The sequence below is a fragment of the Candidatus Berkelbacteria bacterium genome, from assembly GCA_016432625.1.
Taxonomy (GTDB): Bacteria; Patescibacteriota; UBA1384; order 2-12-FULL-50-11; family 2-12-FULL-50-11.
The window spans coordinates 211,678-236,502 of record CP066697.1 but is presented as its reverse complement, the minus strand read 5'-3'; the positions used below and the strand labels follow the sequence as shown (position 1 = coordinate 236,502).

Below are 24,825 nucleotides of genomic sequence, written 5' to 3'. Positions count from 1 at the left end.
ATGTGACAGATGAAAAGCCAAAAACCCTACGAAGACTCACGGCTCTACCGTATCAGGCACACAGCCGCCCATCTTTTGGCTATGGCAGTACTCGAGTACGACCCCAAGGCTAAACTTGCAATCGGCCCGCCAATCGAGCACGGCTTCTATTACGATTTTGAGTTTACGAAACCGATCAACGATGAGGTCCTACGAAACCTGGAGAAAACGATCGGCCAGTTAATCGCTAAGAACTTGCCCGTTGAGCATAAAACTTTGACCCGTAGTGAGGCGTTAGGCAGGGCAAAAAAAGAACACCAGCCCTACAAAGAAGAGCTGATTAACGATTTGCCCGACAAAGAGCTCAGCCACTACGTCATCGGCGACTTTTGGGATTTGTGCAAGGGCCCGCACGTTGCTTCGACCGGGGAGGTTAAAGCTGTCAAACTGCTCGGTATTGCTGGTGCTTACTGGCGCGGTAGCGAGAACAATCCGATGCTAACGCGTATTTACGGCACGGCCTTCGAATCCAAGAAAGAGCTTGACGAACATCTTAAGATGTTGGAGGAAGCCAAGAAACGTGACCACAAAAAGCTCGGGGTGGCACTCGACCTATTTGTTTTCTCGCCACTGGTGGGCCCCGGCCTGCCGCTCTGGACGCCAAAAGGTACCGTCATCCGCGAGTTACTCGACGATTTCGTCTGGGAGCTGCGACGCAAAAAAGGTTACGAGAAAGTCGAAATCCCACACCTAGCGAAGAAAGACTTGTATGAGAAAAGCGGCCACTGGGATAAATTCAAAGACGACCTGTTCGTAATTGAAACCCGTGAGGGCAAGCAATTTGCCGTCAAGCCGATGAATTGCCCGCACCACACTCAGATTTTTGCGCGGAAAAAGTGGAGTTACCGCGAGATGCCTCAACGTTACGCCAATACCACAATGGTCTATCGTGACGAACAATCAGGTGAGCTGGCCGGTTTAAGTCGGGTTATTAGTATCACTCAGGACGATGCCCATGTTTTTTGCCGGCCAGACCAAGTCAGCGAGGAACTAGACGCTATTTGGGATATCGTCGAGGAGTTTTATAGCCGGTTCGGTTTCCGACTTGAAGTGAGATTATCTTTTCACGACCCTAAGACTCCCGAGAAATATCTTGGTGATCCGAAGATTTGGAAAAATTCTGAGGCTGAATTAGAAAAAACCGCTAAGAAACGTGGGGCGAAATATTTGGTCGCACCTGGCGAGGCCAACTTTTACGGACCAAAAATTGACTTTATGGCCTACGACTCACTGGAGCGTCAGTGGCAAGTAGCGACAATTCAGTTAGACATGAACCTGCCGAAACGCTTTGAGCTGACTTTTGTCAATCCTGCAGGTAAAGACGAGGACGTTGTCATGATTCACGCCGCAATCATGGGTTCCATTGAGCGCTTCGTCTCGATCCTGATCGAACACTTCGGCGGTGAGTTTCCAGTTTGGCTTGCGCCAGTACAAGTAGTCGTTTTGCCGTTAAGTGAAAAGTTCGTCACCTATGCCGATAAAGTGTCCGACGAATTGCACCAGAGCGGCGTTAGAGTTGAGACGGATGATTCTAATGAATCGCTCGGTAAGCGTATCCGCCAAGCCGAGGGCCAGAAAATACCGTTTATCCTAGTGGTTGGCGAAAAAGAACAAACCGCTAAAACCGTTGCCGTCCGCGAGCGTCACACGCCGGAGCAATCAACCGTTTCTGTAGAACAATTCTTAAGCCTGCTTCGCGGCAAGAAGTAAATTCTTAAACAAGTAGCAAACGGTCATCGGGCCAACGGCACCTTTGGAAGGTGTCACCGCTTTTGCGACTTTTTCGACCGCCGGTACGTCAACATCTATACCCGAGCCATCAACAACGACCATTTTGCCACGAACAAACTCCGGCGTTACTAATTGACGTACGCCAGTACCGCTTATAAGCAGGCTAGACTGACGGATTTCTTCGAGGTGTTCACGGGCTTTGCGTGGAATCTGCACAAAATCCCACTTATTTCTCTTGTAGGTTTCAGCAAGCGGGGCACCAACAAGCCGTCCGGCACCCAAAATCACTGTCTTCTCATCTTTTGGATCAATATTATGATGGCGTAAAATCGCCAGGATTCCGCTGGGGGTTGGGGCATCGAACGGGCTGTCGGGACGAAGGTGGTCGATGTCTTTTTTCGGTTCCATCAAATCAATCAACGCTTGGGTCTCTTCTTTGCGGGGCAGTGGTAGTTGTAAGACAATACCGTGGATTTCTTTCTTACGATTCAGGCCGCGCATTAACGCCGAGAGTTGGTCGAATTTTGCGTGTTCTAAGTGGTGAAGGTAAAAATCGCAGTCCAGTTGTTTGGCTTTTTGTTGTTTAACGCGGATGAAGGTTTTGGTCTGTGGGTCATTTCCCACCCAAACTAAAGCCAGCCCAGGCCTGGTTTTGATTTTTTGACGATCCCTAACAAGTTGGGAAGTAGTTTCAGTAACTAAGTCTTTAGCAGAAAGTAGCATCAACTGACTCAATTCTAGGTAAGGTTTAAGCTAGGAAGCATCTTACCACTTGGTGGGTTTTTAAGGTATCCTTTTGTCACGCATGCGACTCAATAAGCCACCGGCTTTCCAAACAGATTCTAGCTGGTGTCATTTAATAAAAATAAATCGATCACACAAATGAGATTAAATAAATTCCTAGCTTCCTGCGGCGTCAGTTCTCGAAGGGGTGCAGATGAGCTCATAACCGCCGGTAAAGTGCAGATCAACGGCAAGACAGTTCGCGAGCTTGGCACCAAGGTAGACCCAGACAAAGACAAGGTTACGCTCGACGGTCAGAGACTTGAATCCTCTGCAAAGAAAGTCATCTACCTTTTTAATAAACCTAAGGGCGTAGTAACAACTGCCGACGACCCAGAAGGACGTAAAACCGTCTTGGATTTTGTTCCAAACACCCCGCGGGTCTTCCCATGCGGACGGCTGGACTACGATACTATGGGGCTCGTTATCCTGACAAACGATGGCAATTTGTGCTACCAGCTGACTCACCCAAAGTTTGAACACCAGAAGGAGTATATCGTTGAGGGCACGACTAAAACACCAAAAGCGGCACTGACCGAGCTCGAGCAAGACAAGATTATCCTCAAGGACGGCCCGGTCACCCTCGATGAGCTGAAGTTAATTAAGATGAAGAAGGATACTTTAAGTTTTTTGGTTACAATCCACGAAGGCCGTAATCACCTGGTGCGCCGAATTTGTGCAGCCGTCGGAATCGAAGTGGTCAATTTAACCAGAATTAGGGTCGGACAGTACGAACTGGGCGACTTAAAGCCGGGCGAATACAAACAGATTTAGGCTTTAAGAAGCTCCCCGGGCTTCTTCTCAAGGTAAAGAACATCCACCCGGAATCTATTTTGCTTCTCGGTTATAAGATATAATTTAGCTCACCGGGCCATTAGTTCAGCGGTAGAACAACGGACTCTTAATCCGTGTGTCGCTGGTTCGATTCCAGCATGGCCCACATGGATATTTTAGGTTTCGACGTCAAGGCACTATTTACGACCACCGGGACAGTTGTCGCGTACTTATTGGCTTTCGGAATCATTTTTGCTGAATCGAGCATAATATTCTTTCTTCCCGGCGATAGTTTTATTATCGCTGCCGCCCTGCTTGCATCTCAAGGTATTTTTAATATCTGGGTTCTCTTGTTACTGATGTTTCTAGCCGCTGTTATCGGTAATAATCTTGGCTACTATCTTGGTAGCCGCTACGGTCGTCAATTATTTAACAAAGAGAAGTCTCTCCTCTTTGACCGAAAACACATCGAACGCAGCGAGAAATTCTATGCGCGATACGGACCGATGACAATCGTGCTTGCCAGATTCGTGCCGATGGTACGAACCGTTGCCCCAATTCTCGCCGGTGTCGGTAACATGAACTACACAACATTTTTCTCCTACAATATTATCGGTGCGTTGCTCTGGGTTTTCGGCCTAGGTTTGTCGGCGTATTACATTGGCGGACTTATACCAAACGTCGACAAATATATTCTGCCGTTCATAATTATCGTTATCTTACTTTCAGTACTACCAGGCGCTCTTTCTCTCTTGAGAGCTCACCAGAAACGTTAGTAACGATTAATAGTGTTACCAACGCCTTGAATCCACTCACCGATAAAAGGCAGGCCGCCGAGTTCTCTAACCAAGAAACCTAGTATCGCTAGCACCACGGCAACGCCGATTGTCGCGCCTAATCCCGACGCAAGACCAATCATAAAACCCCGCCAGACGAGCGGGCCAGGGTGGTGATAGGCTTTATCGATCGCTCGAACCAACCGGTCTAGATTCTCCATTCCCTCTTTTTCGGTTTTGTCGAGCGCCATAACTTAATAGTACCAGAAGGGCATTGTCTGTGTTTATAAGATTTGGCCCGCGCGTTTTTGCGCGCGGGCCAGTTTCAGAACTCGAGAGCAAGTTGCTCACGAGATCTAGGTATTGGGTCCAAAGGAATTCCTTGTTGACACTTGGGACATGCGGTCGTCCAGAGCTCGAAGCTCGGGTTGCAAATGACGAACGGCCGCCGTCCGTGGCCGTCGTAATCCGCCAATTCCCCTCGGCGGAAAAAGGCTGACAAACCACAGTTATTGCCACCGTTCGACGTAATCAAATCGGCCGCCTTCGCAGCAGTGCTCCCCGTTCGGACGATATCCATCACTGTCAACACGTTCCGACCACGAATCAGTCGTCGTCCGCTAATCGGCAACGCAACCATCCCGTCTTCTTTTATCGCCTCAAGCGATATTACCTGGCGATGCGTCAACGCCCTAAGCTGGTTGGCGACAGCATCGGCGATAGTCAGCCCACGCCTGCCGATACCAATGACGATATCGATACTGGTATCGTGCCTACCGCTGTTGTCGGTGCTGCGATCCAAGCAGTTTTGGGTGATCGCTTCGCAGAACTCGTCGCGAACGGGCGCAAGTGACAACGCTCGTTCAAGATCAATGAAAATGTCGCTGTGGAACCCCTTAATCTTGAAGTGGCCACGCGAAATGATGTCATGCTGCTCGCAAAGCATCATGATGCGTCGCTCGCTTTGATTCACATACACGTGAGCCTCCTTCGGTACAAAACCGTAGCCCCAGAGTGCGTTAGATCTACTAACTTTTCAAGTATCGCCCTAAGTGTGCTTTATTTCGGGCACACATAGTTATCTTAAATAACTGAGGTAAGCGTTCAGACGACCAAGCTTGATGGGGTAGTTTAGAGAATGAATTACTTCGGTAAACGAAGTTGTTCTTCTAAGTTTATTATCGGTTGATAGTAGCCCCGATCAAGCACATAGGTTTGAAACTTCTTGTCGGCGCCAAAGATGACAGCCAGCCCAATCACTATTAGTAACACGCCAATTACTTTATGAAACCAGCCTGTTGGGTTGGCAGCCCAGCCAAGTTTGCTAACTAGTGCCCGGCCAAGGAAGGCGATTAAAAGTAGCGCCACGGCCAGACCGATCGCGTAAGATACCAAATAAGTAAGTCCACGCCCGAACGAAACAGGCAAAATCGCCGCGACTATTAAGGCGTATGTCGGGCTACAGCTGTTGAAGACCGGCCCCAGCGCTGCTCCAAGGAATAAATCCCCCCAAAGACCAGATTTGGTTCTACTGGTCTGCAACGACTCACCCGCCTTAGCGCCGAGCGGTGCCGAGACTTTTTCCCAAAGCCCTGGATAGAGACTGACCACTCCGAAGAGAATTAGTATCCCGCCAGAAATTAGCTGCCAAACAATTTGTGGAATTCCGAGCAGGCTAGTTGTCGCTTTCAAGAGTAACGAGAAAACAACAACTGAAATCGTCAAGCCAAAAATAATCGTTACAATACGTTTCGTGCGTCGGCTTTCTGTTACCGATCCGGCTAAAACCACCGGCAAAACCGGCAAGATGCACGGCGCCAAGACGGTAAGGAAACCAGCGACAAACGAGGCATAAAGTAACACCATTTCTAAAGCAGGTTACTACTGACGGCGGCAAAGGTGGGTTCATCGTAAGCGACATATTTCTTGACCAGGTTACCGGCGTCGTCAACCCTAACTAAGGTCGTTTGGATCGTCACGCCGTATTTTTGCCGAAGCGCCTGGTTAGTATCGTAGTCCGTTTTAATTATTGTCACTCCCGCCGGAACGTTACTCTTTCTAATATCAGCGTCTAGTGTCCGGCATTGCGGACACCAAGGAGCATGAAAGAAAAGTATCTTGGTTCCACTGGTGCTTGCGATGACCGAGTCCGAGTAATCGACGTACGCGCCGGGAGTTTTAGCTACAGAAGGGTCAGTTGACCCGCCGAGCGACGGATCTGCCGTCGAAGATTCGGACTGTGTTTGCGGACCTGGAGAAGCTCCGCTATCACCAGAGCGATTGCTGTAAATAACTATTCCCCCGACAACCAACAAGACAACAATGACCTGCCCAAGTATTTTCATGGTTACATCCTACCACGAAGTTCAGGGGGCTGAATTAGCAGCAATCGCAATGACATATATCCCTAAAGCGTTGAGCAGGAAGGCCAAGGCGATAAAGCGGCTGAAAGCGATCTTTTTCAAACCAAGCAAGCTAAGACCAATCTCGTCAGGTAACGGTGAGGCGACTATCGCTGCGCCGATTACCGGCGCCAACCAAGCAAAATACTTCGTATGAAGGATGTCGATCCGCCGATATAAATGAAGGGCTTTGAGAAGAGGGTTAAGCTCGGCAAACAGTCGGTCTCTAATGAATCTGTAGGCGAGGTAATCGCCTATCGCCGCGCCAACGCCACCAATAAGAGCCACGAATATTGGCTCGAGGTTTTGCGCAAATTCAAAGAGAATAGCGGCCGCTGGCGCGATTGTGAATGTAGAGACAAATAAGAACCCAGCAACAAAAACGCCGAGATAGCCTATAGATTCAAAACCATCTTTCAGATGCCCCAACCAGCCGTTATTGAGCAGAAAAACCGTCACGGCCAAGCTGATAAATAGTAGGGTGATGTTCGGATATCTCCACCGATGATGCATATACTCACTTTAACACGCGAGGCTCTCTTGCCCCTACCGGGAAACCACGGCCCCTTGCTGCCCTAATTCTTGCCGATGTACTTGCCTAGCGCAATTGCCGACAAAACAAGAGCCACAACGAACAGTAGGTAAAGAAGCCACCCAAATACCATCATGCCGCCCCCCAGCCCGCCGCTCATCATATCCGCGTTCATTCCCATCATCTAAGCCCCTTTCTTATTGAACTCATAGTCTCACAACAAAAAGGAATTGACTATCCCCTATAGGGGGATTATAAATATACTCATGACACAAGACGAACGAATTAGACATCGAATAAAAATTATTCAGGGGCATATCCTGAAACTGCAGAAGATGGTAGCGGAAGACCGGTACTGCATCGAACTTATGACACAAAGCCTAGCGATCCAGAAGAGTCTTAAAAGCTTGAACCAGGAGTTGCTTAAGAAACATCTGGCTACCTGCGTGAAAGATCAGTTTGTCAGTGGTGAGGACAGCAAGGCTATTAATGAGCTATCACACCTCTACCACCTTTCTCAAAACTAATGCCTCCAAGGAGGGGGAAGCGAATATTTGTTAAGTCGGTTGGTTTTCTGGCGTTAGTAATCACCTTACTATCTGCTCCACTATCTGCCCAAGCTGTTTCATTAAACGAGCTCTTGAAACGACAAAGAGAAGTAGAGAAACAACAGCAGCAGAACCAACAAAGGCTTAACCAGAGCCGGAAGGTCGAACTTACGTTGCAGCAGACGCTAAACGCGCTCACGCAGGACATCGCCTCCACTCAAGGACGACTCGATACGACTAGGAGAACACTTAATATTGCCAAATTAGAGATAGAAAGGATCGACGGAGAGGTCGAGAAAACCGAGAAAGATATTGCCAAACTCGACGGCTCTACTCGGCGTCTTTACATATTACTTTACGAGACCCTGACGACCTCGAAAGTGATTATGTTGACGTCTGAAAGCATAGGTGAATACACGACGCGCATAAACTATCTAGAATCTATACAGCAGCAATTAATGCAGGATGGACAAAAGTTAAGTGCTCTTAAACAGGAACTACTAGCCAAAAAAGCTTCGCAGGTAGCTCTTCAACAACAGCTGGAAGAAGTCGAGAGCCTATTATCAAATGATAAAGCCGTATTAGCGAGTCAGCAACAACAGCAAAGTTTGCTGCTGAACCTGAACCAAGAGCAGCAAGACCGCTACGAAGACTCATTGAAAAAATTAGCCACTGAACACGAAACGCTAAGCCAGTCCATTTATGAAGCTCGGCGACGACAGGCTGGTTCGGAAAATATAAATCAGGGCGCGACGAGCGCCTATCCGTACGCGGATGAACCAAACCCTGCGGCGGCTGACCCGTGGCTATTCATTAAAAGGCAATGCGTTTCATATACTGCCTGGAAGTGGCTTGTTACCTACGGTCAGCCGTTTATGAACACGCGACCTGGGTCCGGCAGTGGTTGGAACTGGCCAGCGCTCGCTCGTGACCAAGGTTATAAAACATCTTCAACGCCCAGGGTTGGGGCAGTGGTTTCCTGGCCAATTGGCGAGAACCGCCCTTACGGCCATACAGCCTGGGTAGAGAAAGTTAATAGCGACGGAACAATTAACGTTTCGGAATACAACTGGCTAGTACCACGTGGATATGGCGAAAGGCGCAATGTTAACGCGTTGCTTTACGGCACTCCAACATATATTTACCCGTAGTGGAAGTGCGCTACCTCCTCCTAAACAGAGTCACACTAATTCATTGACTAAAATTAGCCGTCGCCCCCAAACCGTCAACCTCGTATCTTGTCCTTAATGACAGTTACTATTTCAGAAGCGGTCATGTTCATTCCCGGGTAGTCGCCGATCCAGGTTACCTTATGCTCTGCATCAAGCAGGATAAAGGTGTGGCCTGGGTTGACGCCCTTGTGCATAGACGACTTCATGGTCAACATGCCATAGGACTTTGAAACGGCATTCTCAATGTCGGCCAAGATCGGCGTTTGCATAGGGTTATTTGAGACTACCGGACTCCAATCGCTCGGGTCGTTAGGTGCAATTGCCACCATTGGAATCTTGAGGGAGCTAAAGCTCTCATTGTTTTCAAGGTCGATAATCTGTTTCCAGCACGGCTGGCATCCAACACCTTCGTTAAAGTACAACAGCACCGGTTTGCCGTCATACTGATTCAAGGTGACCTTTCCACCCGTTGCCGAAGCAAGTTCAAAGCTTGGAGCCGAATCGCCTATCTTAAGCGAACCAGTCTTCGCAAGGGGGGTAGAAGGTCTGCCGTTAGAAAAGATAACGATCCCCGTCAAGACGATGCCCACCGCCACGATTACACCAATAGTAAACAAGAGATCGCTACTCTTTCCGCTATGCTTCATTTTTCTCCTTTGACGCCGTTGTGGCTTTTCGCACTAACAACACCCAGCCGGTAATAAGCAATATAAAGGCCGTCAAGCTAAGGAGCGGGTAACGTGCGGCAAAGTTGGCAAAGTCTTGAATTGCCCCCTGGAAGTTAGCATTAAGTCTTATCTGCCAGGGCGCAGCAACCGCCGATTCGCCGTTTGCTGCGCTGTAGAGAATGAAGCCGCCAATAGCGATAAAAAGAATGCTAACCAATAGGTGGGTTGAATGAACAACATGCCGCCAACCGCCAAGCTGGAAGCGGATTGGACGTCCCCTGAAAAATTTCGATTGCCCAATCTTTTTCGCATCCCAAACGAGCGACAGGATAAATAACGGCAATGTCATTCCTAAGACGTAAGTGAGGCCGATTAGTGTAGCGACCGGTAGCGTGGCCGATAAGGCCGACAGGGTAAGCAAACCAGCCAAAACTGGCGCGCAGCAGGAGCTGGCTATGCCCGAGAATATACCCAGAAGATACGTTCCGAAAACACCTCTGGATCGCTTCAAATCTGGAGTGTAATGAAGTGGAATCATTACCGTCTTACCGAAGAAGGACATTATTCCATAGGCGATCAAAAGTAACCCACCTACGATAAAAATGGCAGTGTGATAACCAGTGAATAGACCAGAAAGCCAAGCTGCACCTAGGCTAATCGGCAGAAGGATTGTCGTTAACCCTAAGAAAAATATTAAGGTCATAAAGATGATATTGCTCTTTCTCTGGAAAACGGAAGCAAAGTAGGAAGGTAATAGAAACGTGATACAGCAAGGGGCAAATAATGCCAATAAGCCACTTAGAAACGCACTCGTTAGCGAAAAGATAAACAAAGTCAGGGTCATTGCGCCAGCAATAATACGGCGACCTGACTACCGAGGTACGACAGAAGGGATCCTATTATAGCCAGCCCAACAAGGACTCTGTATGTCCTAACCTGCGAAACTGTTGGGCAGTCGCAAATTTCCATCAACCCGAGTCTAGTCCCCCCTGGGGGGATTGTCAAATAACTATTCGGGGACTACTGTAAACATATGTTTCTCATCGCGCTAAGGAACCTTTTCGGCGAAAGAGGCCGGCTGTTGATCACTATAGGTGGCGTCACCTTCTCGGTGATTCTGATCTTGATACTACTCGGGTTATATAGCGGTTGGGAAAAACAAATGACAAGGTTCACGGGCAATATCCCCGCCGACCTCTGGGTCGGTCAGGCCGGCAGTGGTGATCTCAGCCATAGCATCTCAATTATCCAAGCGGTCCGATCGGAAGACGTTTCTAAGCTAGGGTCTGTTACTCGGGTATCAACATTTGTCGGCCGCCAGGTTGGGACAACAATTGACGGCCAAGACGTTCATATTTTCGTTGTTGGTGTTGACGAGGATCGCTTCATAAAGAGTTACGAGCTTGTCGAAGGCACAGACGACCCGGCACTAGGCGAGATCGCTATCGATCAAGTATTAGCCCGTCAAACCGGACTTAAAATCGGTGACACTTTTGAAGTGGCCAAAACCACAGTCAAAGTATCGGGGATTATTAGCGGCGGTAACATTCTCGCCTACACCTTCGCTCTGGTTAACCGGGCGGACGTTAAAAACATCCTTGATCTAGATGGGCTAGTAAATTACTACCTCGTACAGACACCCGATCCCGACCAGGCCACGATTGATATCGCCAAGCAATTTCCCGACTACAAAGTTATGACGAAGACTGAGTTTCTGGAAAACAACAAATCTATTCTCACTGAAACATTCCTACCCATCATTAAGGTTCTGCTAATTATCGCTGTTCTAATTGGCATAGCAGTCATCGGCTTAACTATCTTTACCGCTACCATCGAGAAAAGTCGGGAGTATGGGGTCCTAAAAGCCCTCGGCTACACTGGCGCCCAAATATACGGCATCGGACTGATTCAATCAGTTACAGCCGGAGCGATTGGTTTTGTTGTGGGAGCGATACTAGCGCCACTTTTTGCGATCGCCGCCACTAATATTGCTAGCGGATTTTTGTACGAAGTTAGTGGCGGACAGGTCATTTTAGTATTTGCCGCCGTGGTCGGGATGGCTATTATCGCCTCGTTTATGCCACTGAAGCGGTTACTGGTGATTAACCCCGCCTCAGTCTTTAAAGCCTAACGATGATCAAAGCCACCGAATTATCTAAAACGTTTAATCCCCGGCAACACACCGAGGTGAAAGCCGTCGAGAGCGTTAGTATTAGTATCGAACCGGGTGAAATTGTCTTGATTATCGGGCCGTCAGGCAGCGGTAAGACAACGCTGCTGACGATGTTGGGCGGGCTACTTAGTCCCTCAGCCGGTGAGATATTTATTGCCGATCAACCAATCTCAAAGTTAAGCCAAGGACAACTGACGATGTTGCGCAGAGGAAAGATCGGCTTTATTTTTCAGTCTTTTAACTTACTCGACAATCTAACCGCCTTTGAAAACGTCGTCATTGCCGGGTTTGGCAAAAACCGCAACACCAAGCGCGCCTTAGAGTTATTGAACAGGCTGGGCTTGCAAAATCGTCTTCACGCCAAGCCTAAAGAACTCTCGGGTGGCGAACGCCAACGAGTCGCCGTCGCTCGATCGCTAATAAACAATCCGCCAATCATTCTTGCCGATGAGCCGACCGCTAACCTCGACTCGAAAAATGGCCATTCAGTTATGTTATTACTGTGTGAAATAGCCTGTCAGGAACATAAGTCGGTCGTGATCGTCAGCCACGACCAACGCCTTCGGGATATCGCCACCAGGGTAGTAACAATCGAGGACGGTAAACTAACTAACGAAGCGATCGGCGATCACGCTAAATTCTGCCCACACCATAATCACTAGTAGCTGTGCGAAAAATTAAAGTGGTATCGCCCCCTACTGGCGCCCTCGACAGGACTTGAACCTGTGGCCTTTGGTACCGGAAACCAACGCTCTAATCCACTGAGCTACGAGGGCAACGACGTAATTCTACTCTGGATACTTCCCGCCCTCCAGGCGTGGGAGTATTATTGAATCTATGGAAGATTTAAAGAAGCTAGCTCAGCAATTATTAGAACAAGGCCGCTTGATCCATCTCGGCACAAACGACGACGGTGGCGTTTGGGTCAGCCCGCTCATTTACATTCATGACGAGGCGATGAATATCTATTGGCTCTCAATGCCGGTAGTACGACACTCGAGGGCCGTTGACCTAGCGCCGCAAGCGGCAGCGGCAATCATGGTTGATACGCCCGATCACAAAGCAGCTGGCTTACAGATTGCCGGGACAGTCACGGTAGTCAATCAAGACGAACAACTAGCTAAGAATTATCTAGCAAAATACCACTTACCTGACGATCACATTGATGATAATCACAAATGGTACAAACTTTCACCGAAATTCATCGACATCATCTACGAGCCGCTATTCGGCTGGAAAAAACAAAAAATTGAATTCTAAAAACGAAATTCACTTCTCGCAATCGCTCGCAGTCGAAATCTAGATACTTGGCCTAATCTCCTAGATTAGTAGGGCAATTTATGGGAAAATTGGACGACAAGCGCCCGTAGCTCAGTGGATACTCCGAGTGTCGTTCCACTTAGCTCCGGCCGCTGTACATTTGTTTGTGCTCGTTGATTTGCGCCCGTAGCTCAGTGGATAGAGTATCTGGCTTCGGACCAGAGGGTCGGGGGTTCGAATCCCTCCGGGCGCGCGGCGTTATATAATAACGCAGCATGGTGGCTATATCCCGTTCGGGCATAACCACCAGCTTAAAAGCATGGTGGCTATGGTGTAATGGTAACACGTGGGGTTGTGGTCCCCTTGATATGGGTTCAATTCCCGTTAGCCACCCAAAAAAATGAAAGTTCTGTACGAAATTCCGCTTTATTCACAAAATTGGAATTTGGACGAATGGAAAAAGCTAGGATTTAGTTCGCGAGATGATGCGGAATACTGGGAGCGTTCGTGCTGCGGGATCCTTTGTGTAAATGAGATTGCTTCGTTTCTTAACGAAACAAAATATTCTACGTCGAGCCTAATAAAACAAGGCCAAGAACTCGGCGGCTACTCAGAGGAGTACGGATGGAAACATGAGGGCTTAGTTCGCCTGGTTGAAAAATTGGGTCTCCACGCTGAGCGAAAAACACTTTCAACTAAAGAATTGCAAAAAGCGCTTGAAGAAAAGAAGCTTCCAATCGTTTCAATCAAGTGGGCGTTCAAGAACAACAAGTTGTTAATAGAAAAAATACTTTTCTGGAAAAGGTTCGGTGGCCATTTAGCAGTAGTGGTTGGATACGACGATGAAGGATTTTACGTTAACCACACTTCTAAAGTTGCTGAGCAGAATTGGAAAGCTGGTTTAGTCCCGTACGATAAGTTCAACGACTGCTATACAGGGAGAGCGATATTAGTCTGGAAGTAAGTTCGCCGCTCTTCGACAAGCTCAGAACAAACCACCTCCAAAAGAAAAGCCCCGATGTGGGGCTTTGCTGAGACGGATCCAATCAGGAACAGGGCGAAGTAACTTGCGGTTAACCGGGTGAGGCCAAGGGCCGATGATGATCATTACACGGACAGCAGTCCCGGTGTCGGGTTTGCCTTCAAGGTTGCGAGTGAAGATCATAACGAAGTAGGCACCCTTTTGCTTGAGCTTCACACTCGACCCTTCGGCGTGAACCGTTACGGTCGACTTGTTAAGCTCCATGTCCCGAACTGACTTCGTTTGGCCAATTCCCACCAGGAAATCCGAACTGATCGTCAACGGCTTGTCGAAACGAACTTCGATCGTGCCCGTTGGTAGGTAGCTCACCTCCGGCGTTTCCTTGGTGTCGAGAACGAGTAGCTCCGGCTCTCCCGAGGAGTTGTTCGGACGTTTTGCCCGCGCCGCCGGCTTCATGACGACGATAAGGGCGAAGAAGACGGCTAAAATCAGCAGTCCTGCCCCGATGTTCTTAAAGTGCTGCAAGCGCACACCTCCGATTGGCGTATTTAATCAAGAACCATAGTCAAAGTCAATTCCTGGCAGTAACGTAGTTTCCTTGACACGCAATTACAGGCAAGGTTAGTATTTGCGTATACATGCAAATACATGCTTACTCATTAATTAGAATCAATTCATGATGCGTGCCAGTAAGAACTTGGCCAACATCAAGAGGGAGATTACCGACAGTGAAGCCGTTAAGGCGTGTGCGCGGCGTCACGGGACTATTGGCGACCCCACGGCTATGAAGATTTGCTATCTCTTTCGACACTATCCGGAATTGTCCGTCGGCCAAATTGCAGAGCTCGTCAGTATTTCTATTTCAGCCGCATCCCGGCAGTTAAAGAAGCTAAAGAAAGCAGACATTCTAAGTTCCAGTAAGGATGCTCAAACTGTTTACTACACCATGCAAAGTAACGAGTTCACCAAGAGCCTCCTGAACGAATTAGGGGTGAGTAAATAATGCCAAATTTGTGGGTGATATTTTTGACTGGCCTTACTACAGGCGGCCTTAGTTGTTTAGCCGTTCAAGGTGGGCTATTGGCTAATGTGATCGCTAAACAAGCCGAAGATGAGTTTAAGCCAAATAAGCCTAAAGAGAACCGAGTTGACCCGGCCCATATGTCAAAACACGACTTAATTAACTTCTACGAGCATCATCAGGAACAGCCGCGAGCGCCAAGAAGTTTTCGCAGCGATATCACTCTATCGATCGTTCTATTCTTAGCCGCTAAAATTGTTGCTTATACATTATTAGGGCTTGGCTTAGGGTGGCTCGGCACAATGCTTCAACTGACGCCCGTTATGCGCGGAGTTCTAATGCTCGCTATTACTATTTTTATGCTTGGAACAGCCTTGCGGCTGTTAAATGTTCATCCGTTCTTTAATTATTTCCAGATTCAACCACCAAAGTTTATTCGCCGCTTTATCCGCCGTTTTAGTAAAAATGCCAAAGAAGATTACGCTACACCAATCTTTTTAGGTGCTCTGACGGTACTAATCCCGTGCGGTATTACTCAGGCGATGATGGCCTTAGCGCTCGGTACGGGTAGCCCCGTTGCAGGAGCGTTGATACTATTCTCGTTTACGCTCGGCGCTTCTCCCCTGTTCTTTATCCTTGCCTATTTCACGACTCGTCTTGGCGAAAGCCTGAATAAATACTTCGTAAGAATAGTAGCGGTGTTGGTGTTGATCTTCAGCCTCTATTCGCTTGAAAGTGGTCTTAATCTCGTTGGCTCACCAGTCTCGTATGCCGCCTATAAACAGTGGCTCGATACGCCGGTCGATACAATTGGCTCAACCGAAATTGCCCAACAAACTAAAGCTAATGAGCAAGTGAATGACGCAGCCCAGAGTGAACAGAAGTTAACAATTAGCGTTCAGGAAGATGGTTACGAGCCAAACATCTTGAAAGCCAAAGCAGGCGTACCGACAAGGCTGACGTTAGTGACCAAAGACACCTTCAGTTGTAGCAGGGCCTTTGTAATTCCAAGCTTGAAGATCCAAAAGGTTCTACCGGAAACTGGCCGTGAGACAATAAATATCCCCGCCCAAGATAAGGGTCGGCTGCGTTTCAGCTGCTCAATGGGTATGTACACCGGACAAATATTGTTTGAATGAGGAGGCAACGATGACAAAACAAAGATTCTATATACCAGATGTCCACTGTGCCAGCTGCGTTATGCTGCTAGAAACTTTGGAGGAGGATTACGACGCAATTAACAGCGTTGAGGTTAACTTAGGTAAAAAGTCCGCCGAAATTGTATTCGACGAGAATAAATTGGGCGTCGAAGACGTAATCAAAGCGATAGAAGAAACGAGCGGTTACAAAGCCGAGGTAAGTCATGACTAGCGACAAACTTATCGTCATCGTAGCCGGAATTATCCTAATAATCCTGACTTATTGGTTTTTCTTAGGCAAAGCCGATCGCAGTAAAAATGAGGAGCATCACCACTGATGAACCATCAAAAAGAAACCATCAACATCGAGGGAATGCACTGCGCTAGCTGCGTCCGGACAATCGAGCGCTCCCTCACTAAGGTTCCGGGCGTCCACGAAGCTAATGTTAACTTAGTGACGGGGAAAGCAACCGTTGCTTACGATCACAAACATGCAACGCGTCACGACTTAGAAGCTGCGGTAAATAGGGTCGGCTATAAGGCAGTCCCTGCCGGCAGCGAGCAGCACGACCACCAGGAAATGATGCGGGAGCGTGAACTTAAAATTTTGAAGCCAAAAATCATTGCCGGATTTTTAGTTGGATTAGTCGTTATGTGGGGAAGCGTACCCGGGGTGATGGAAACTGCTCCGGAGATTGTTAAAAACTTTTACTTTCAACTATTACTAGCTACCCCAATTCAGTTTTGGGCCGGATGGCAGTTTTATAAGAGCACTATAACCGCCTTAGTCCACCGTAGCGCCAACATGGATACTTTGATCGCGCTTGGAACCACTGTCGCCTATATTTATTCTGCGTTTATCACTTTCTTCCCGGGCGCTTTGTCGTTGCTGGGGGTGGAAATCGCGCCGTATTTCGACGTCTCGGTCATCGTTATTACGCTCATCTTGCTTGGACGCTATCTAGAAGCTGTCGCCAAGAAACGAACTAGCCAGGCGATAAAAAAACTAATGAACCTGCAAGCTAAAACTGCCCGGGTGATTCGCGACGGCAAGGGAATCGACCTACCGATCGACCAGGTTGTCCATGGTGACAAAATTATCGTTCGCCCTGGCGAAAAGGTGCCCGTTGACGGAAAAATAATAGAAGGCACCTCAAGCATCGACGAATCGATGGTAACCGGGGAATCCATACCAGCGACAAAAAAAGCCGGAGACACTGTGATTGGCGCCACAATCAATAAAACTGGCAGCTTTACTTTCGTAGCCGAGAAAGTTGGGAGCGAAACAATGCTGGCACAGATCATCAAACTTGTTGAAGAAGCTCAGGGCTCAAAGGCACCGATCCAGCGGTTGGTTGATACCATCTCCTCCTACTTCGTGCCGATAGTAATTATGGTAGCGATCGCAACTTTTGTGGTTTGGTATGTTGTTGGTCCCGACCCGGCAATGACTTACGCCTTACTCAGCATGGTTACGGTGTTAATTATCGCCTGTCCGTGCGCCATGGGGCTAGCAACGCCGACGGCTATCATGGTCGGTACTGGTCGGGGTGCCGAGCGCGGCATTCTTATTAAAAACGCCGAGGCGTTGGAGACCGCCCATAAAGTCACCGCTATCGTTTTTGATAAGACCGGGACACTCACCAATGGTGAACCAATCCTGACGGAGGTGGTGGCGTGGAATCGTGAGGAGAATGAGCTGCTTGCTCTCACAGCTGCCGTTGAAGCGTTGTCTGAACACTCTTTAGCAACGGCCATCGTCAAAGCGGCTAAAGATAAAAACCTTTTATTGGAAAAGGTGAGCGATTTTGAGGCAATCTCTGGCCATGGCGTTCGCGGCAAAGTTGGGAAAAAGACCGTAGTTGTCGGCAACCGTAAACTTTTCGCGCAAGAAAAAGTAGCTCTGACTAATGATCAAGAAACGGCCTTGGAACAACTCGAGAATGAAGGCAAAACCGCTATGTTAGTTGGCATCGACTCTCAAGCAGCTGGAATTGTGGCTGTTGCCGATACTCTTCGACCAACCTCACCAGCCGCCATTAAAGAGCTGCGGGAGCTAGGACTGCAAGTTTACATGATTACCGGGGACAACCGACGGGTTGCTGAGGCAATAGGCCGAGAGGCTGGCGTTGAAGCGCAAAATGTTTTAGCGGAAGTATTGCCGCAAGACAAAGAGCTCGAGGTACGCAAACTACAACAAAAAGGCTTGCATGTCGCCATGGTCGGCGACGGCATCAACGACGCACCAGCCCTAGCTGCTGCCGACAACGGCATCGCCATGGGCTCAGGGACCGATGTTGCTATTGAAGCGGCCGACATCACGCTCATTAATAAGGACCTACGTAGTATCGCGGCCGCAATTCGCCTAAGCCGCAAGACTATGGGGACAATCAGGATGAATCTGGTCTGGGCATTCGGCTATAATATCCTGCTTATTCCGGTTGCGGCCGGCGTCTTATTCCCGATTTGGGGAATTTTGCTAAGCCCAATCTTTGCGTCCGCGGCTATGGCCGCTAGCTCAATTTCGGTAGTTTTAAACTCGCTGTTGCTCAAACGGGCTAAAATTTAACACAAAGCTCTGACGGTGCCACCCAGAGAGAATCACTTCTTCGATTTTGCGCGCAACGAGCCGTTTAAGATTTTCTTGCGTAATCGTAACGATTTTGGCGTTGCTTCCAAGAGTTCGTCATCTTCTAAAAAGTCGATGCACTGCTCGAGGCTCATTAGCGTTGGCGGGGTCAAGGTGATGGCGTCGTCGTTGCCGCTTGAGCGAACGTTTGTTTGCTTCTTTTCTTTGGTGACGTTAATTTCCAGATCGGTTTCGCGAGAGTTTAGGCCGATGATCATTCCCTCATAGACCGGAGTCTGTGGATTGATGAAGGTGGTGCCGCGTTGCTGAGCGTTATTCAGTCCGTAAGAAACCGCCGTGCCAGCTTCCGAAGCGATCAGGACGCCGTTACGCATTTTAGAAATGGCACTGCCAATCGGCTCGGAGTGTAAAAATAGCGAGTTCATCACCGCCGTGCCACGTGAGAGCGTCAATAAGACATTGCGCAAGCCAAGCAAGCCACGGGTTGGAATTTCAAAAATCAGTCTGGTTGTCCGGTCTTCATTCTCATTCTGGCTAAGCAGCATTCCCTTTCGCCGCCCAACCTCACCTGTGACGGCGCTAGCGTACTCACTCGCAACGTCTACGGTTAGCTCTTCGATTGGTTCATAAACCTTCCCATCAACAATTTTGGTAATAACTTGCGGCTTGCCGATTTGTAATTCAAAGCCTTCGCGACGAAGTGTCTCGATGAATACTGAGAGATGAAGCTCGCCTCGGCCCGATAGAATATATTCATTATTCTCACCTGGTTCCATTTTTAGAGAAACATTGACCTCGAGCTCTTTGATAATTCGCTCATAGATTTTCTGACTAGTGAGCTGCGTGCCTTCTTTGCCAACGAATGGTGAGGTATTGGCGGAAACTGACATTTTCAACGTCGGTTCGGCGATAGTCATACTTGGTAGCGCGACTGGCGAGGCGGCATCGGCAATCGTATCGCCAATGCGGCAATTATTTAAGCCCGTTAGGGCAACAATTTCGCCAGATTCGGCCTGATCAACTTTAAGTCGTTTCAAGCCATGACTAACGAACACTTGGTCAATTTTAACGGTTTCGCGCCAATCGCCCTCGGCCCCAATGCTTACGCTTAGCCCAGGCCGTGCGACACCGCAACTGACTTTACCGATCGCGTATTTACCATGAAAACGATCCCAGTCGAGCGATGAAACTAGCATTTGAAATGGCTCGGCGTTAGCCTTTTTTGGTGCGGGGGCGTGATTAATAATGGCGTCAAAAATCGGTGTCAAATCGGCATCCTCGTTGGCTTCTTTAGTGGAAGGCTGGTAGGACCACGCCTTGCCCTCGCGGCCAATCGCGTAAAAAATCGGAAATTCGAGCTGAGATTCGTCAGTTGCTAAATCTAAAAATAAATCGGAAGTTTCACGGATTACTTTCTCAATTTGAGAATCTGGCTTGTCTATTTTGTTAATAATAACGATCGGCCGTAGGCCAAGTTCTAAGGCTTTTTTCAAAACGAACTTAGTCTGCGGCATTGGCCCTTCTTTAGCATCAATAATAAGCAGCGCGCTATCGGTCATGTTGAGCGTACGCTCAACTTCACCGCCGAAATCGGCGTGTCCTGGAGTGTCGATTATATTAATCTTTACGCCGTTATAAGTAACAGCCGTGTTTTTAGCCATAATCGTAATCCCGCGTTCACGCTCCTGATCGTTGGAGTCCATGATCAGGTGTTCCTGCATCACCGCCTCGTTGTCGCGAAAAACTTTAGACTGCTTAAGCAAGCCGTCCACAAGAGTGGTTTTGCCGTGGTCAACGTGAGCGATAATAGCGACGTTACGGATGCTCATTAGACTAGTCCGACGAAAGTAAACGCCTTGCCCGTCTTATCAGCTCGGCCGGTTCGGCCGATGCGGTGGATATAGTCGGAGTAGCTTTCAGGCGCATCAAAATTTATTACATGCGAGACATCTGGAATATCTAATCCACGGGCAGCGACGTCAGTTGCCACAAGGACTTGAAACTTATTGCCCTTGAATTCATCAAGAGCTCGTTGTCGTTGAGCTTGGTTCTTGTTGCCGTGAATTGAAACAGCGCTGAAACCGCGCTCAACTAACGCTTGACTCAATTTCTCCACACCGTGCTTAGTACGACCAAAGACCAGTACTTTCGTGCATTCCTCTTTTGTTAGTAAATCGTGTAGTAACGTCATACGATGCAGCGGGTCGGTAAAGTGAATTATGTCCTGGTCAACGTTTTGGCTGGTTTCTCGCTTCTTAACCGAAACTGACTCCGGGTTATTAGTGAACTCCTGAATAAGCCGCTGAACTTCTGAAGTTATTGTGGCGGAAAAGAAAAGTGATTGACGAGCTTTTGGAAGAGCCGCAATTAGTGTTCTAACGTCTTTAATGAAACCCATCTCAACCATTCGATCAGCTTCGTCGAGTACTAAGTTGGCAACGTTGTCCAAACGCATGGCTCGACTCTGGAAGTGGTCCTTAAGGCGTCCTGGCGTACCGATAATAAATTGCGGCTGGTTGCGCAAGGCCCTTAGTTGGTTACCGTATCCTTGGCCGCCAACACAGAGGGCTGAAAATATCCTCATCCCTTCCGTAAAGATCCGTAGTTCTTCATTAATTTGAACCGCCAGTTCGCGAGTTGGGACAATAATCAACGATTTTTGCGTTGGATCTTTTAGAAACTTATTAATTAGAGGCAGTAAAAATGCTGCCGTTTTGCCCGTGCCAGTTGCGGCTACACCGATAACATCGCGACCGCTACAAATCAGCGGGATGGTTTTGTCCTGGATCGGCGTCGGCGTCGTGAAACCGCGTGCTTTAACGCGTTCAACGATCCGTTCCGCTAACTGGAAGTCCTCAAAGCGATGGACGATTGGTTCATTTACTTGGTCCGGTACATCAACAGCCTTGTTGATGTACATTGACGAGTTGACTCGAGAAGTTTTCGCAGGTCGCGTACGACCACCGAAACTTCGCAAGCGATTGAAACCGCGACTGCGGTTTTTAATATGACTATTCATTTATAATTACAGCCTTTCTACTGTTTGGGCTCCCAGACAGTAGTGCCGCCTATTATTTGTGGGGCAACAATCCGAAAGCAATATTTGCTTTACTTAGTCCTGAATTGTGGCCAGGAATCACATAAAGTTATGCAATCGTAGCACGAAGCTTCCCAAAAGTCCATCTTTAGTACCCGAATTATGCTGCTTACAAAAAGTCGCCCTCTCGGGCGACCTCTTGTGAGGATTCAATTCCCGATATCCGAAAATTGACACCAATAACCTGTCTCACCATACTCCTAATCCCCCCAGTAACAAGGGTCGACAGATCTAACTCTCAGATCTAAGATGGGCGGGATGAAGGCATCCATCATCAATCGGCATGAACAGAAGATTACCGTCCTGGTTGAGCTAGCTCAGCCACAAAAGGGCTTGGCGTTCGTCATGCATGGCCTGGGCGGATTTAAAGAACAGCCGCATATCCAAGTTCTTGCCGAAGAGTTGCTTCGGCACGGCTATTCGACGGTGAGATTTGACGCTACAAATAGTTTCGGCGAATCAGACGGAAATTATGAAGACGCTACCGTTACCAACTACAAAGAGGATTATGACGATGTAATAACCTGGGCTGCAACCCAAGACTGGTATCAGCAGCCATTTATCCTAGCCGGCCATAGTTTGGGCGGGATGTGCTCCATACTCTATGCCGAAGACCATCCGGAAAATGTGTTGGCCTTAGCACCGATGGCCCCATTAGTTTCCGGCCAACTTTCATACGATTACCTACTCAAAAAGGATCCTGAAAGCATGAAAGTTTGGCAAGGAACCGGTTGGCAGATTCAACCAAGCACCTCCAAGCCTGGAGTTACAAAGAAACTCAAATGGTCGCACATGGCCGATCGCTTAAGATACGACGTTTTGCCTTCCGCCAATAAAATCACCATGCCACTCCTTATTATTGTCGGTAGTAACGACGAATCCTGCCCATTAGAACACCAAGAAATTCTGGTCGGAAAACTGCCAGGCAAAAAAGAGCTTCACGTTATTAACGGCATGCGCCACACACCGCACGAAAAGAAACACCTCAACGAGTTTAGGCAAGTGTTCTCGGGCTGGTTGGGATCGTTACTTTAACCCCTCTTCAATTGCTGTTCGCAAACCATCCAGGCCAACTTCGACGCTATTAACGAAGAAGGTTGGGGTTTTACTGACACCGATCGCCGCGGCGTCCGCGAGATCCCGAGCGATCTTGTCGTTGTAGACACGTCCCACCAAGTCAGCGCGGAACTTTTCGGTGTCGATTCCAAGATCCTTAGCGTAACCGACAAAAAGTTCGACCGCTTTTGAGGTAGAAGCCGTGCTCCATTCCTCTTGATTACCATAAAGCTTGGCGTGCATCTCCCAATATTTACCTTGCGCCCCTGCTGCCTCAACGGCAGTCGCCGTAAGTTGTGAGAATTTATGGTTAGGCAACGGGAAATGGCGGAAAACAAATGTAATGCGGTCGGCAAAATCGCTAACTATCTGCGTTACTTCGGTATCTGCCGCTTGGCAGGCTGGGCACTGATAATCTCCCCACTCAACTACGATCACCTTGCCGTTTTCGATACCTTTTTTGTATGAATCAGGACGGACTTGCTGGCCAGCGTCAGTCAAGGCGGCCGCCTCAACCTGTGCCGCGGGATCGCTGGTTTTAGCGTTTTTGCCAAAAATAACAAATCCGACGATCGCTAGAACTGCAACTACTACAATCGCACCGACAAACTTCATATCAGAACTCATTTAGTCGCTCCTTCTTTTTTGAAAGCAAACATTAACACCGTTAGAGTAATCAATCCGATAAGTGATAGCAGGGGGATTGTTATAAAACCGAGCCATTCAATGTATTTAGCGGCGCACGATACGCCCAAGCCGCAAACTGCCGTACTCTCAGCGACGATGCCGTAATAGAGTAAATTCTGATAGACAGACACGATTAAGCCAAACATTAGCAGCGGCAGAGCGTAAAAATGTAAATTGTTATCATGTCTTATTAGGCCAACTCCAACGATCGCTAACAATGGGTAGATGGCGATTCGTTGGTACCAACAAAGGTCACACGGCGCGTAGAGCGCGACATTACTGAAATATAAGCTGCCTATTGTCGCCACTAAGGATATTACGAAGGCCGCTTTAGCATACAACACTTGGCGAGGAGTCATTAAGGCTAATGTAACTGGTTTGGCGGTATTTGCAAATATTTTTTAGGCTGCCGTGGGAGCGGCAGCCTAAAGAGATTGGCCGGGTCTCTAGAGCCCAGCCTACGTCGCACCGTTAGCGGCACCGACCACGCAGCAGATCATCGCCAGAACAGCGAGTCCGCCGTCGAGAGCGAGTAGCGGCGTCACCAGCTGAGAGTTTCCCGTGGCTATCGCTACGCATACGCCGACGGTCAGCGTGATGATAACAACGCCGAGGGCGACGACTGTCGGGTAGATACCGGGAAGTCTGACGCTTGGCAGCCTGATGCTCCTTTTGGATGCAACTGGTGTTGCGCCCGGATCATCGGCTGAACTTGGAAGGTTCGGATCGGCCGGCGCTTGATTCTGCGCCTTCTTTTTACCAAATCGCATGAGATTCACCTCAAACCACAGGTTGTGGTTGGTATATAGTAAAGCTAATCTCGACCGTTTTCAACGCTAGTAGCCTGGAAAAAATTAGGTTATTAATTGACTCATGCTGCCCTCAAGAATATCCACCGACAACGCTAAACCTGAGAAGCTGTTCTATTTTGTCGCCAACGTCGTCGTCTACCGCGCCAAAGATGCGCGGGTTTTAATTTTGAAACGAGCTGAAACAGAGAAAGTTTTTCCCGGCCTTTGGGGGATGATCGGCGGCAAACTCGAGCACCAGGACTTCGACATTACCCATCCAGACCGAACCTTGAATGATGAAGTAGCAAATTTTCATCGACCGATCGAAAAACTCCTGCAGCGAGAGGTTCTCGAAGAGGCCGGGATTCAGATTAAAGACAAGATGACTTATCTAAAGAGTTTGATGTTTGTCCGACCTGATGAAATTCCCGTCATGTTTGCGGTTTTCATCGCTGAATATAAGTCCGGCAAAGTCCGGCCAGAGAAGGGTGCTTTTTCCGATTATGCTTGGGTTAACGATAAGGAGATCCTGGATTACCAGTGCATTGAAGGGATCGAGGAAGAGATAACCGAAGCTATCAAGCTCTGTCGTCAGAATGCCTGA

General features: G+C 48.4%; 30 protein-coding genes and 4 tRNA genes. 18 read left to right on the top strand and 16 right to left on the bottom strand.

Features of this window, described 5'->3' with window-relative positions:
* Nucleotides 1-9 precede the first annotated feature (9 nt).
* Entirely contained in the window at nucleotides 10-1,749 is a 1,740-nt protein-coding gene (gene thrS, locus HY845_01405) for a threonine--tRNA ligase (GenBank protein QQG51974.1), read from the top strand.
* Here the strand turns inward: thrS and HY845_01400 are convergent.
* Entirely contained in the window at nucleotides 1,723-2,496 is a 774-nt protein-coding gene (locus HY845_01400; GenBank protein QQG51973.1) for a bifunctional 5,10-methylenetetrahydrofolate dehydrogenase/5,10-methenyltetrahydrofolate cyclohydrolase, read from the bottom strand. The genes thrS and HY845_01400 overlap by 27 nt on opposite strands.
* A gap of 156 nt (nucleotides 2,497-2,652) precedes the next feature.
* On the opposite strand from HY845_01400, the gene HY845_01395 reads away from it, so the two are divergent.
* The 3 genes from HY845_01395 to HY845_01385 all read left to right on the top strand — a co-directional run bounded on the left by HY845_01395 (nucleotide 2,653) and on the right by HY845_01385 (nucleotide 4,103).
* Entirely contained in the window at nucleotides 2,653-3,327 is a 675-nt protein-coding gene (locus tag HY845_01395; protein QQG51972.1) for an rRNA pseudouridine synthase, read from the top strand.
* Nucleotides 3,328-3,421: 94 nt separating this feature from the next.
* Nucleotides 3,422-3,493 (top strand) — tRNA-Lys (locus HY845_01390).
* Between the two features lies 1 nt (nucleotide 3,494).
* A complete protein-coding gene (locus HY845_01385) occupies nucleotides 3,495-4,103 on the top strand; it encodes a VTT domain-containing protein (GenBank protein ID QQG52148.1) in 609 nt (202 codons plus the stop codon).
* Here HY845_01385 and HY845_01380 read toward each other — a convergent pair.
* The 6 genes from HY845_01380 to HY845_01355 all read right to left on the bottom strand — a co-directional run bounded on the left by HY845_01380 (nucleotide 4,100) and on the right by HY845_01355 (nucleotide 7,221).
* Nucleotides 4,100-4,354 (bottom strand): hypothetical protein, encoded by a 255-nt coding sequence (locus HY845_01380; GenBank protein QQG51971.1) that lies wholly within the window; start codon nucleotides 4,352-4,354, stop codon nucleotides 4,100-4,102. The genes HY845_01385 and HY845_01380 overlap by 4 nt on opposite strands.
* Before the next feature lie 74 nt (nucleotides 4,355-4,428).
* The gene (locus tag HY845_01375; GenBank protein ID QQG51970.1) at nucleotides 4,429-5,076 is read right to left on the bottom strand and encodes a hypothetical protein; all 648 of its coding nucleotides are present in this window, start codon (nucleotides 5,074-5,076) and stop codon (nucleotides 4,429-4,431) included.
* Between the two features lie 170 nt (nucleotides 5,077-5,246).
* Nucleotides 5,247-5,969 (bottom strand): sulfite exporter TauE/SafE family protein, encoded by a 723-nt coding sequence (locus HY845_01370; protein QQG51969.1) that lies wholly within the window; start codon nucleotides 5,967-5,969, stop codon nucleotides 5,247-5,249.
* 2 nt (nucleotides 5,970-5,971) lie between these two features.
* Complete coding sequence (locus HY845_01365) at nucleotides 5,972-6,448, bottom strand: thioredoxin family protein (protein ID QQG51968.1); 477 nt, start codon at nucleotides 6,446-6,448, stop codon at nucleotides 5,972-5,974.
* A gap of 21 nt (nucleotides 6,449-6,469) precedes the next feature.
* Nucleotides 6,470-7,018 (bottom strand): hypothetical protein, encoded by a 549-nt coding sequence (locus tag HY845_01360; protein QQG51967.1) that lies wholly within the window; start codon nucleotides 7,016-7,018, stop codon nucleotides 6,470-6,472.
* Nucleotides 7,019-7,080: 62 nt separating this feature from the next.
* Complete coding sequence (locus HY845_01355) at nucleotides 7,081-7,221, bottom strand: hypothetical protein (protein QQG52161.1); 141 nt, start codon at nucleotides 7,219-7,221, stop codon at nucleotides 7,081-7,083.
* Nucleotides 7,222-7,303: 82 nt separating this feature from the next.
* Here HY845_01355 and HY845_01350 point away from each other — a divergent pair, with 82 nt between their 5' ends.
* Both HY845_01350 and HY845_01345 read left to right on the top strand, forming a co-directional pair.
* Complete coding sequence (locus HY845_01350) at nucleotides 7,304-7,564, top strand: metal-sensitive transcriptional regulator (protein QQG51966.1); 261 nt, start codon at nucleotides 7,304-7,306, stop codon at nucleotides 7,562-7,564.
* Nucleotides 7,564-8,736 (top strand): CHAP domain-containing protein, encoded by a 1,173-nt coding sequence (locus HY845_01345; protein ID QQG51965.1) that lies wholly within the window; start codon nucleotides 7,564-7,566, stop codon nucleotides 8,734-8,736. Before HY845_01350 ends, HY845_01345 begins: the two co-directional genes overlap by 1 nt.
* 74 nt (nucleotides 8,737-8,810) lie before the next feature.
* On the opposite strand, the gene HY845_01340 is transcribed toward HY845_01345, so the two are convergent.
* Nucleotides 8,811-9,404 carry a redoxin domain-containing protein gene (locus HY845_01340; protein ID QQG51964.1) on the bottom strand — a complete coding sequence of 198 codons (594 nt, stop codon included), beginning with the start codon at nucleotides 9,402-9,404 and terminating at the stop codon, nucleotides 8,811-8,813.
* The gene (locus HY845_01335) at nucleotides 9,394-10,269 is read right to left on the bottom strand and encodes a hypothetical protein (protein QQG51963.1); all 876 of its coding nucleotides are present in this window, start codon (nucleotides 10,267-10,269) and stop codon (nucleotides 9,394-9,396) included. Before HY845_01335 ends, HY845_01340 begins: the two co-directional genes overlap by 11 nt.
* Nucleotides 10,270-10,458: 189 nt before the next feature.
* Here HY845_01335 and HY845_01330 point away from each other — a divergent pair, with 189 nt between their 5' ends.
* Nucleotides 10,459-11,556: an ABC transporter permease gene (locus tag HY845_01330; protein ID QQG51962.1), complete on the top strand. Its 1,098-nt coding sequence runs from the start codon at nucleotides 10,459-10,461 to the stop codon at nucleotides 11,554-11,556.
* Between the two features lie 2 nt (nucleotides 11,557-11,558).
* On the top strand, nucleotides 11,559-12,260 hold the full coding sequence (locus HY845_01325; protein QQG51961.1) for an ABC transporter ATP-binding protein: 702 nt from the start codon (nucleotides 11,559-11,561) through the stop codon (nucleotides 12,258-12,260).
* Between the two features lie 37 nt (nucleotides 12,261-12,297).
* Here HY845_01325 and HY845_01320 read toward each other — a convergent pair.
* Nucleotides 12,298-12,374: transfer RNA gene (locus tag HY845_01320), tRNA-Arg, on the bottom strand.
* A gap of 61 nt (nucleotides 12,375-12,435) precedes the next feature.
* On the opposite strand from HY845_01320, the gene HY845_01315 reads away from it, so the two are divergent.
* From HY845_01315 to HY845_01300, 4 genes are all read left to right on the top strand, one after another.
* Nucleotides 12,436-12,858 (top strand): pyridoxamine 5'-phosphate oxidase family protein, encoded by a 423-nt coding sequence (locus HY845_01315; GenBank protein QQG51960.1) that lies wholly within the window; start codon nucleotides 12,436-12,438, stop codon nucleotides 12,856-12,858.
* A gap of 180 nt (nucleotides 12,859-13,038) precedes the next feature.
* Nucleotides 13,039-13,111, top strand: a tRNA-Arg gene (locus HY845_01310).
* A 69-nt stretch (nucleotides 13,112-13,180) separates the two neighbouring features.
* Nucleotides 13,181-13,251: transfer RNA gene (locus tag HY845_01305), tRNA-His, on the top strand.
* A gap of 7 nt (nucleotides 13,252-13,258) precedes the next feature.
* Nucleotides 13,259-13,822, top strand: coding sequence for a C39 family peptidase (locus tag HY845_01300; GenBank protein QQG51959.1), 564 nt, complete (start codon nucleotides 13,259-13,261; stop codon nucleotides 13,820-13,822).
* A gap of 21 nt (nucleotides 13,823-13,843) precedes the next feature.
* Here HY845_01300 and HY845_01295 read toward each other — a convergent pair whose 3' ends face one another.
* On the bottom strand, nucleotides 13,844-14,371 hold the full coding sequence (locus HY845_01295) for a hypothetical protein (protein QQG51958.1): 528 nt from the start codon (nucleotides 14,369-14,371) through the stop codon (nucleotides 13,844-13,846).
* Between the two features lie 145 nt (nucleotides 14,372-14,516).
* On the opposite strand from HY845_01295, the gene HY845_01290 reads away from it, so the two are divergent.
* From HY845_01290 to HY845_01275, 4 genes are all read left to right on the top strand, one after another.
* Nucleotides 14,517-14,843 carry a winged helix-turn-helix transcriptional regulator gene (locus HY845_01290; protein QQG51957.1) on the top strand — a complete coding sequence of 109 codons (327 nt, stop codon included), beginning with the start codon at nucleotides 14,517-14,519 and terminating at the stop codon, nucleotides 14,841-14,843.
* On the top strand, nucleotides 14,843-16,000 hold the full coding sequence (locus HY845_01285; protein QQG51956.1) for a sulfite exporter TauE/SafE family protein: 1,158 nt from the start codon (nucleotides 14,843-14,845) through the stop codon (nucleotides 15,998-16,000). Before HY845_01290 ends, HY845_01285 begins: the two co-directional genes overlap by 1 nt.
* A 10-nt stretch (nucleotides 16,001-16,010) precedes the next feature.
* Entirely contained in the window at nucleotides 16,011-16,232 is a 222-nt protein-coding gene (locus HY845_01280; GenBank protein QQG51955.1) for a heavy-metal-associated domain-containing protein, read from the top strand.
* A gap of 105 nt (nucleotides 16,233-16,337) precedes the next feature.
* Complete coding sequence (locus HY845_01275; protein QQG51954.1) at nucleotides 16,338-18,569, top strand: copper-translocating P-type ATPase; 2,232 nt, start codon at nucleotides 16,338-16,340, stop codon at nucleotides 18,567-18,569.
* Between the two features lie 32 nt (nucleotides 18,570-18,601).
* Here the strand turns inward: HY845_01275 and typA are convergent, their stop codons facing one another.
* The gene (typA, locus tag HY845_01270; GenBank protein QQG51953.1) at nucleotides 18,602-20,419 is read right to left on the bottom strand and encodes a translational GTPase TypA; all 1,818 of its coding nucleotides are present in this window, start codon (nucleotides 20,417-20,419) and stop codon (nucleotides 18,602-18,604) included.
* Nucleotides 20,419-21,510 carry a DEAD/DEAH box helicase gene (locus HY845_01265; protein QQG51952.1) on the bottom strand — a complete coding sequence of 364 codons (1,092 nt, stop codon included), beginning with the start codon at nucleotides 21,508-21,510 and terminating at the stop codon, nucleotides 20,419-20,421. Before HY845_01265 ends, typA begins: the two co-directional genes overlap by 1 nt.
* 435 nt (nucleotides 21,511-21,945) lie before the next feature.
* On the opposite strand from HY845_01265, the gene HY845_01260 reads away from it, so the two are divergent.
* The gene (locus HY845_01260) at nucleotides 21,946-22,722 is read left to right on the top strand and encodes an alpha/beta fold hydrolase (protein QQG51951.1); all 777 of its coding nucleotides are present in this window, start codon (nucleotides 21,946-21,948) and stop codon (nucleotides 22,720-22,722) included.
* On the opposite strand, the gene HY845_01255 is transcribed toward HY845_01260, so the two are convergent.
* The 3 genes from HY845_01255 to HY845_01245 form a co-directional block, all read right to left on the bottom strand.
* The gene (locus tag HY845_01255; protein ID QQG51950.1) at nucleotides 22,714-23,370 is read right to left on the bottom strand and encodes a thioredoxin domain-containing protein; all 657 of its coding nucleotides are present in this window, start codon (nucleotides 23,368-23,370) and stop codon (nucleotides 22,714-22,716) included. The two genes, HY845_01260 and HY845_01255, sit on opposite strands and share 9 nt — an antisense overlap.
* Nucleotides 23,367-23,789: a disulfide bond formation protein B gene (locus tag HY845_01250; GenBank protein QQG51949.1), complete on the bottom strand. Its 423-nt coding sequence runs from the start codon at nucleotides 23,787-23,789 to the stop codon at nucleotides 23,367-23,369. The genes HY845_01255 and HY845_01250 overlap by 4 nt, the downstream gene beginning before the upstream one ends.
* A gap of 99 nt (nucleotides 23,790-23,888) precedes the next feature.
* Nucleotides 23,889-24,200: a hypothetical protein gene (locus tag HY845_01245; protein QQG51948.1), complete on the bottom strand. Its 312-nt coding sequence runs from the start codon at nucleotides 24,198-24,200 to the stop codon at nucleotides 23,889-23,891.
* A 103-nt stretch (nucleotides 24,201-24,303) separates the two neighbouring features.
* Between HY845_01245 and HY845_01240 the strand changes: the two genes are divergently transcribed.
* Nucleotides 24,304-24,825, top strand: a complete 522-nt coding sequence (locus tag HY845_01240; protein QQG51947.1) for an NUDIX domain-containing protein — start codon at nucleotides 24,304-24,306, stop codon at nucleotides 24,823-24,825.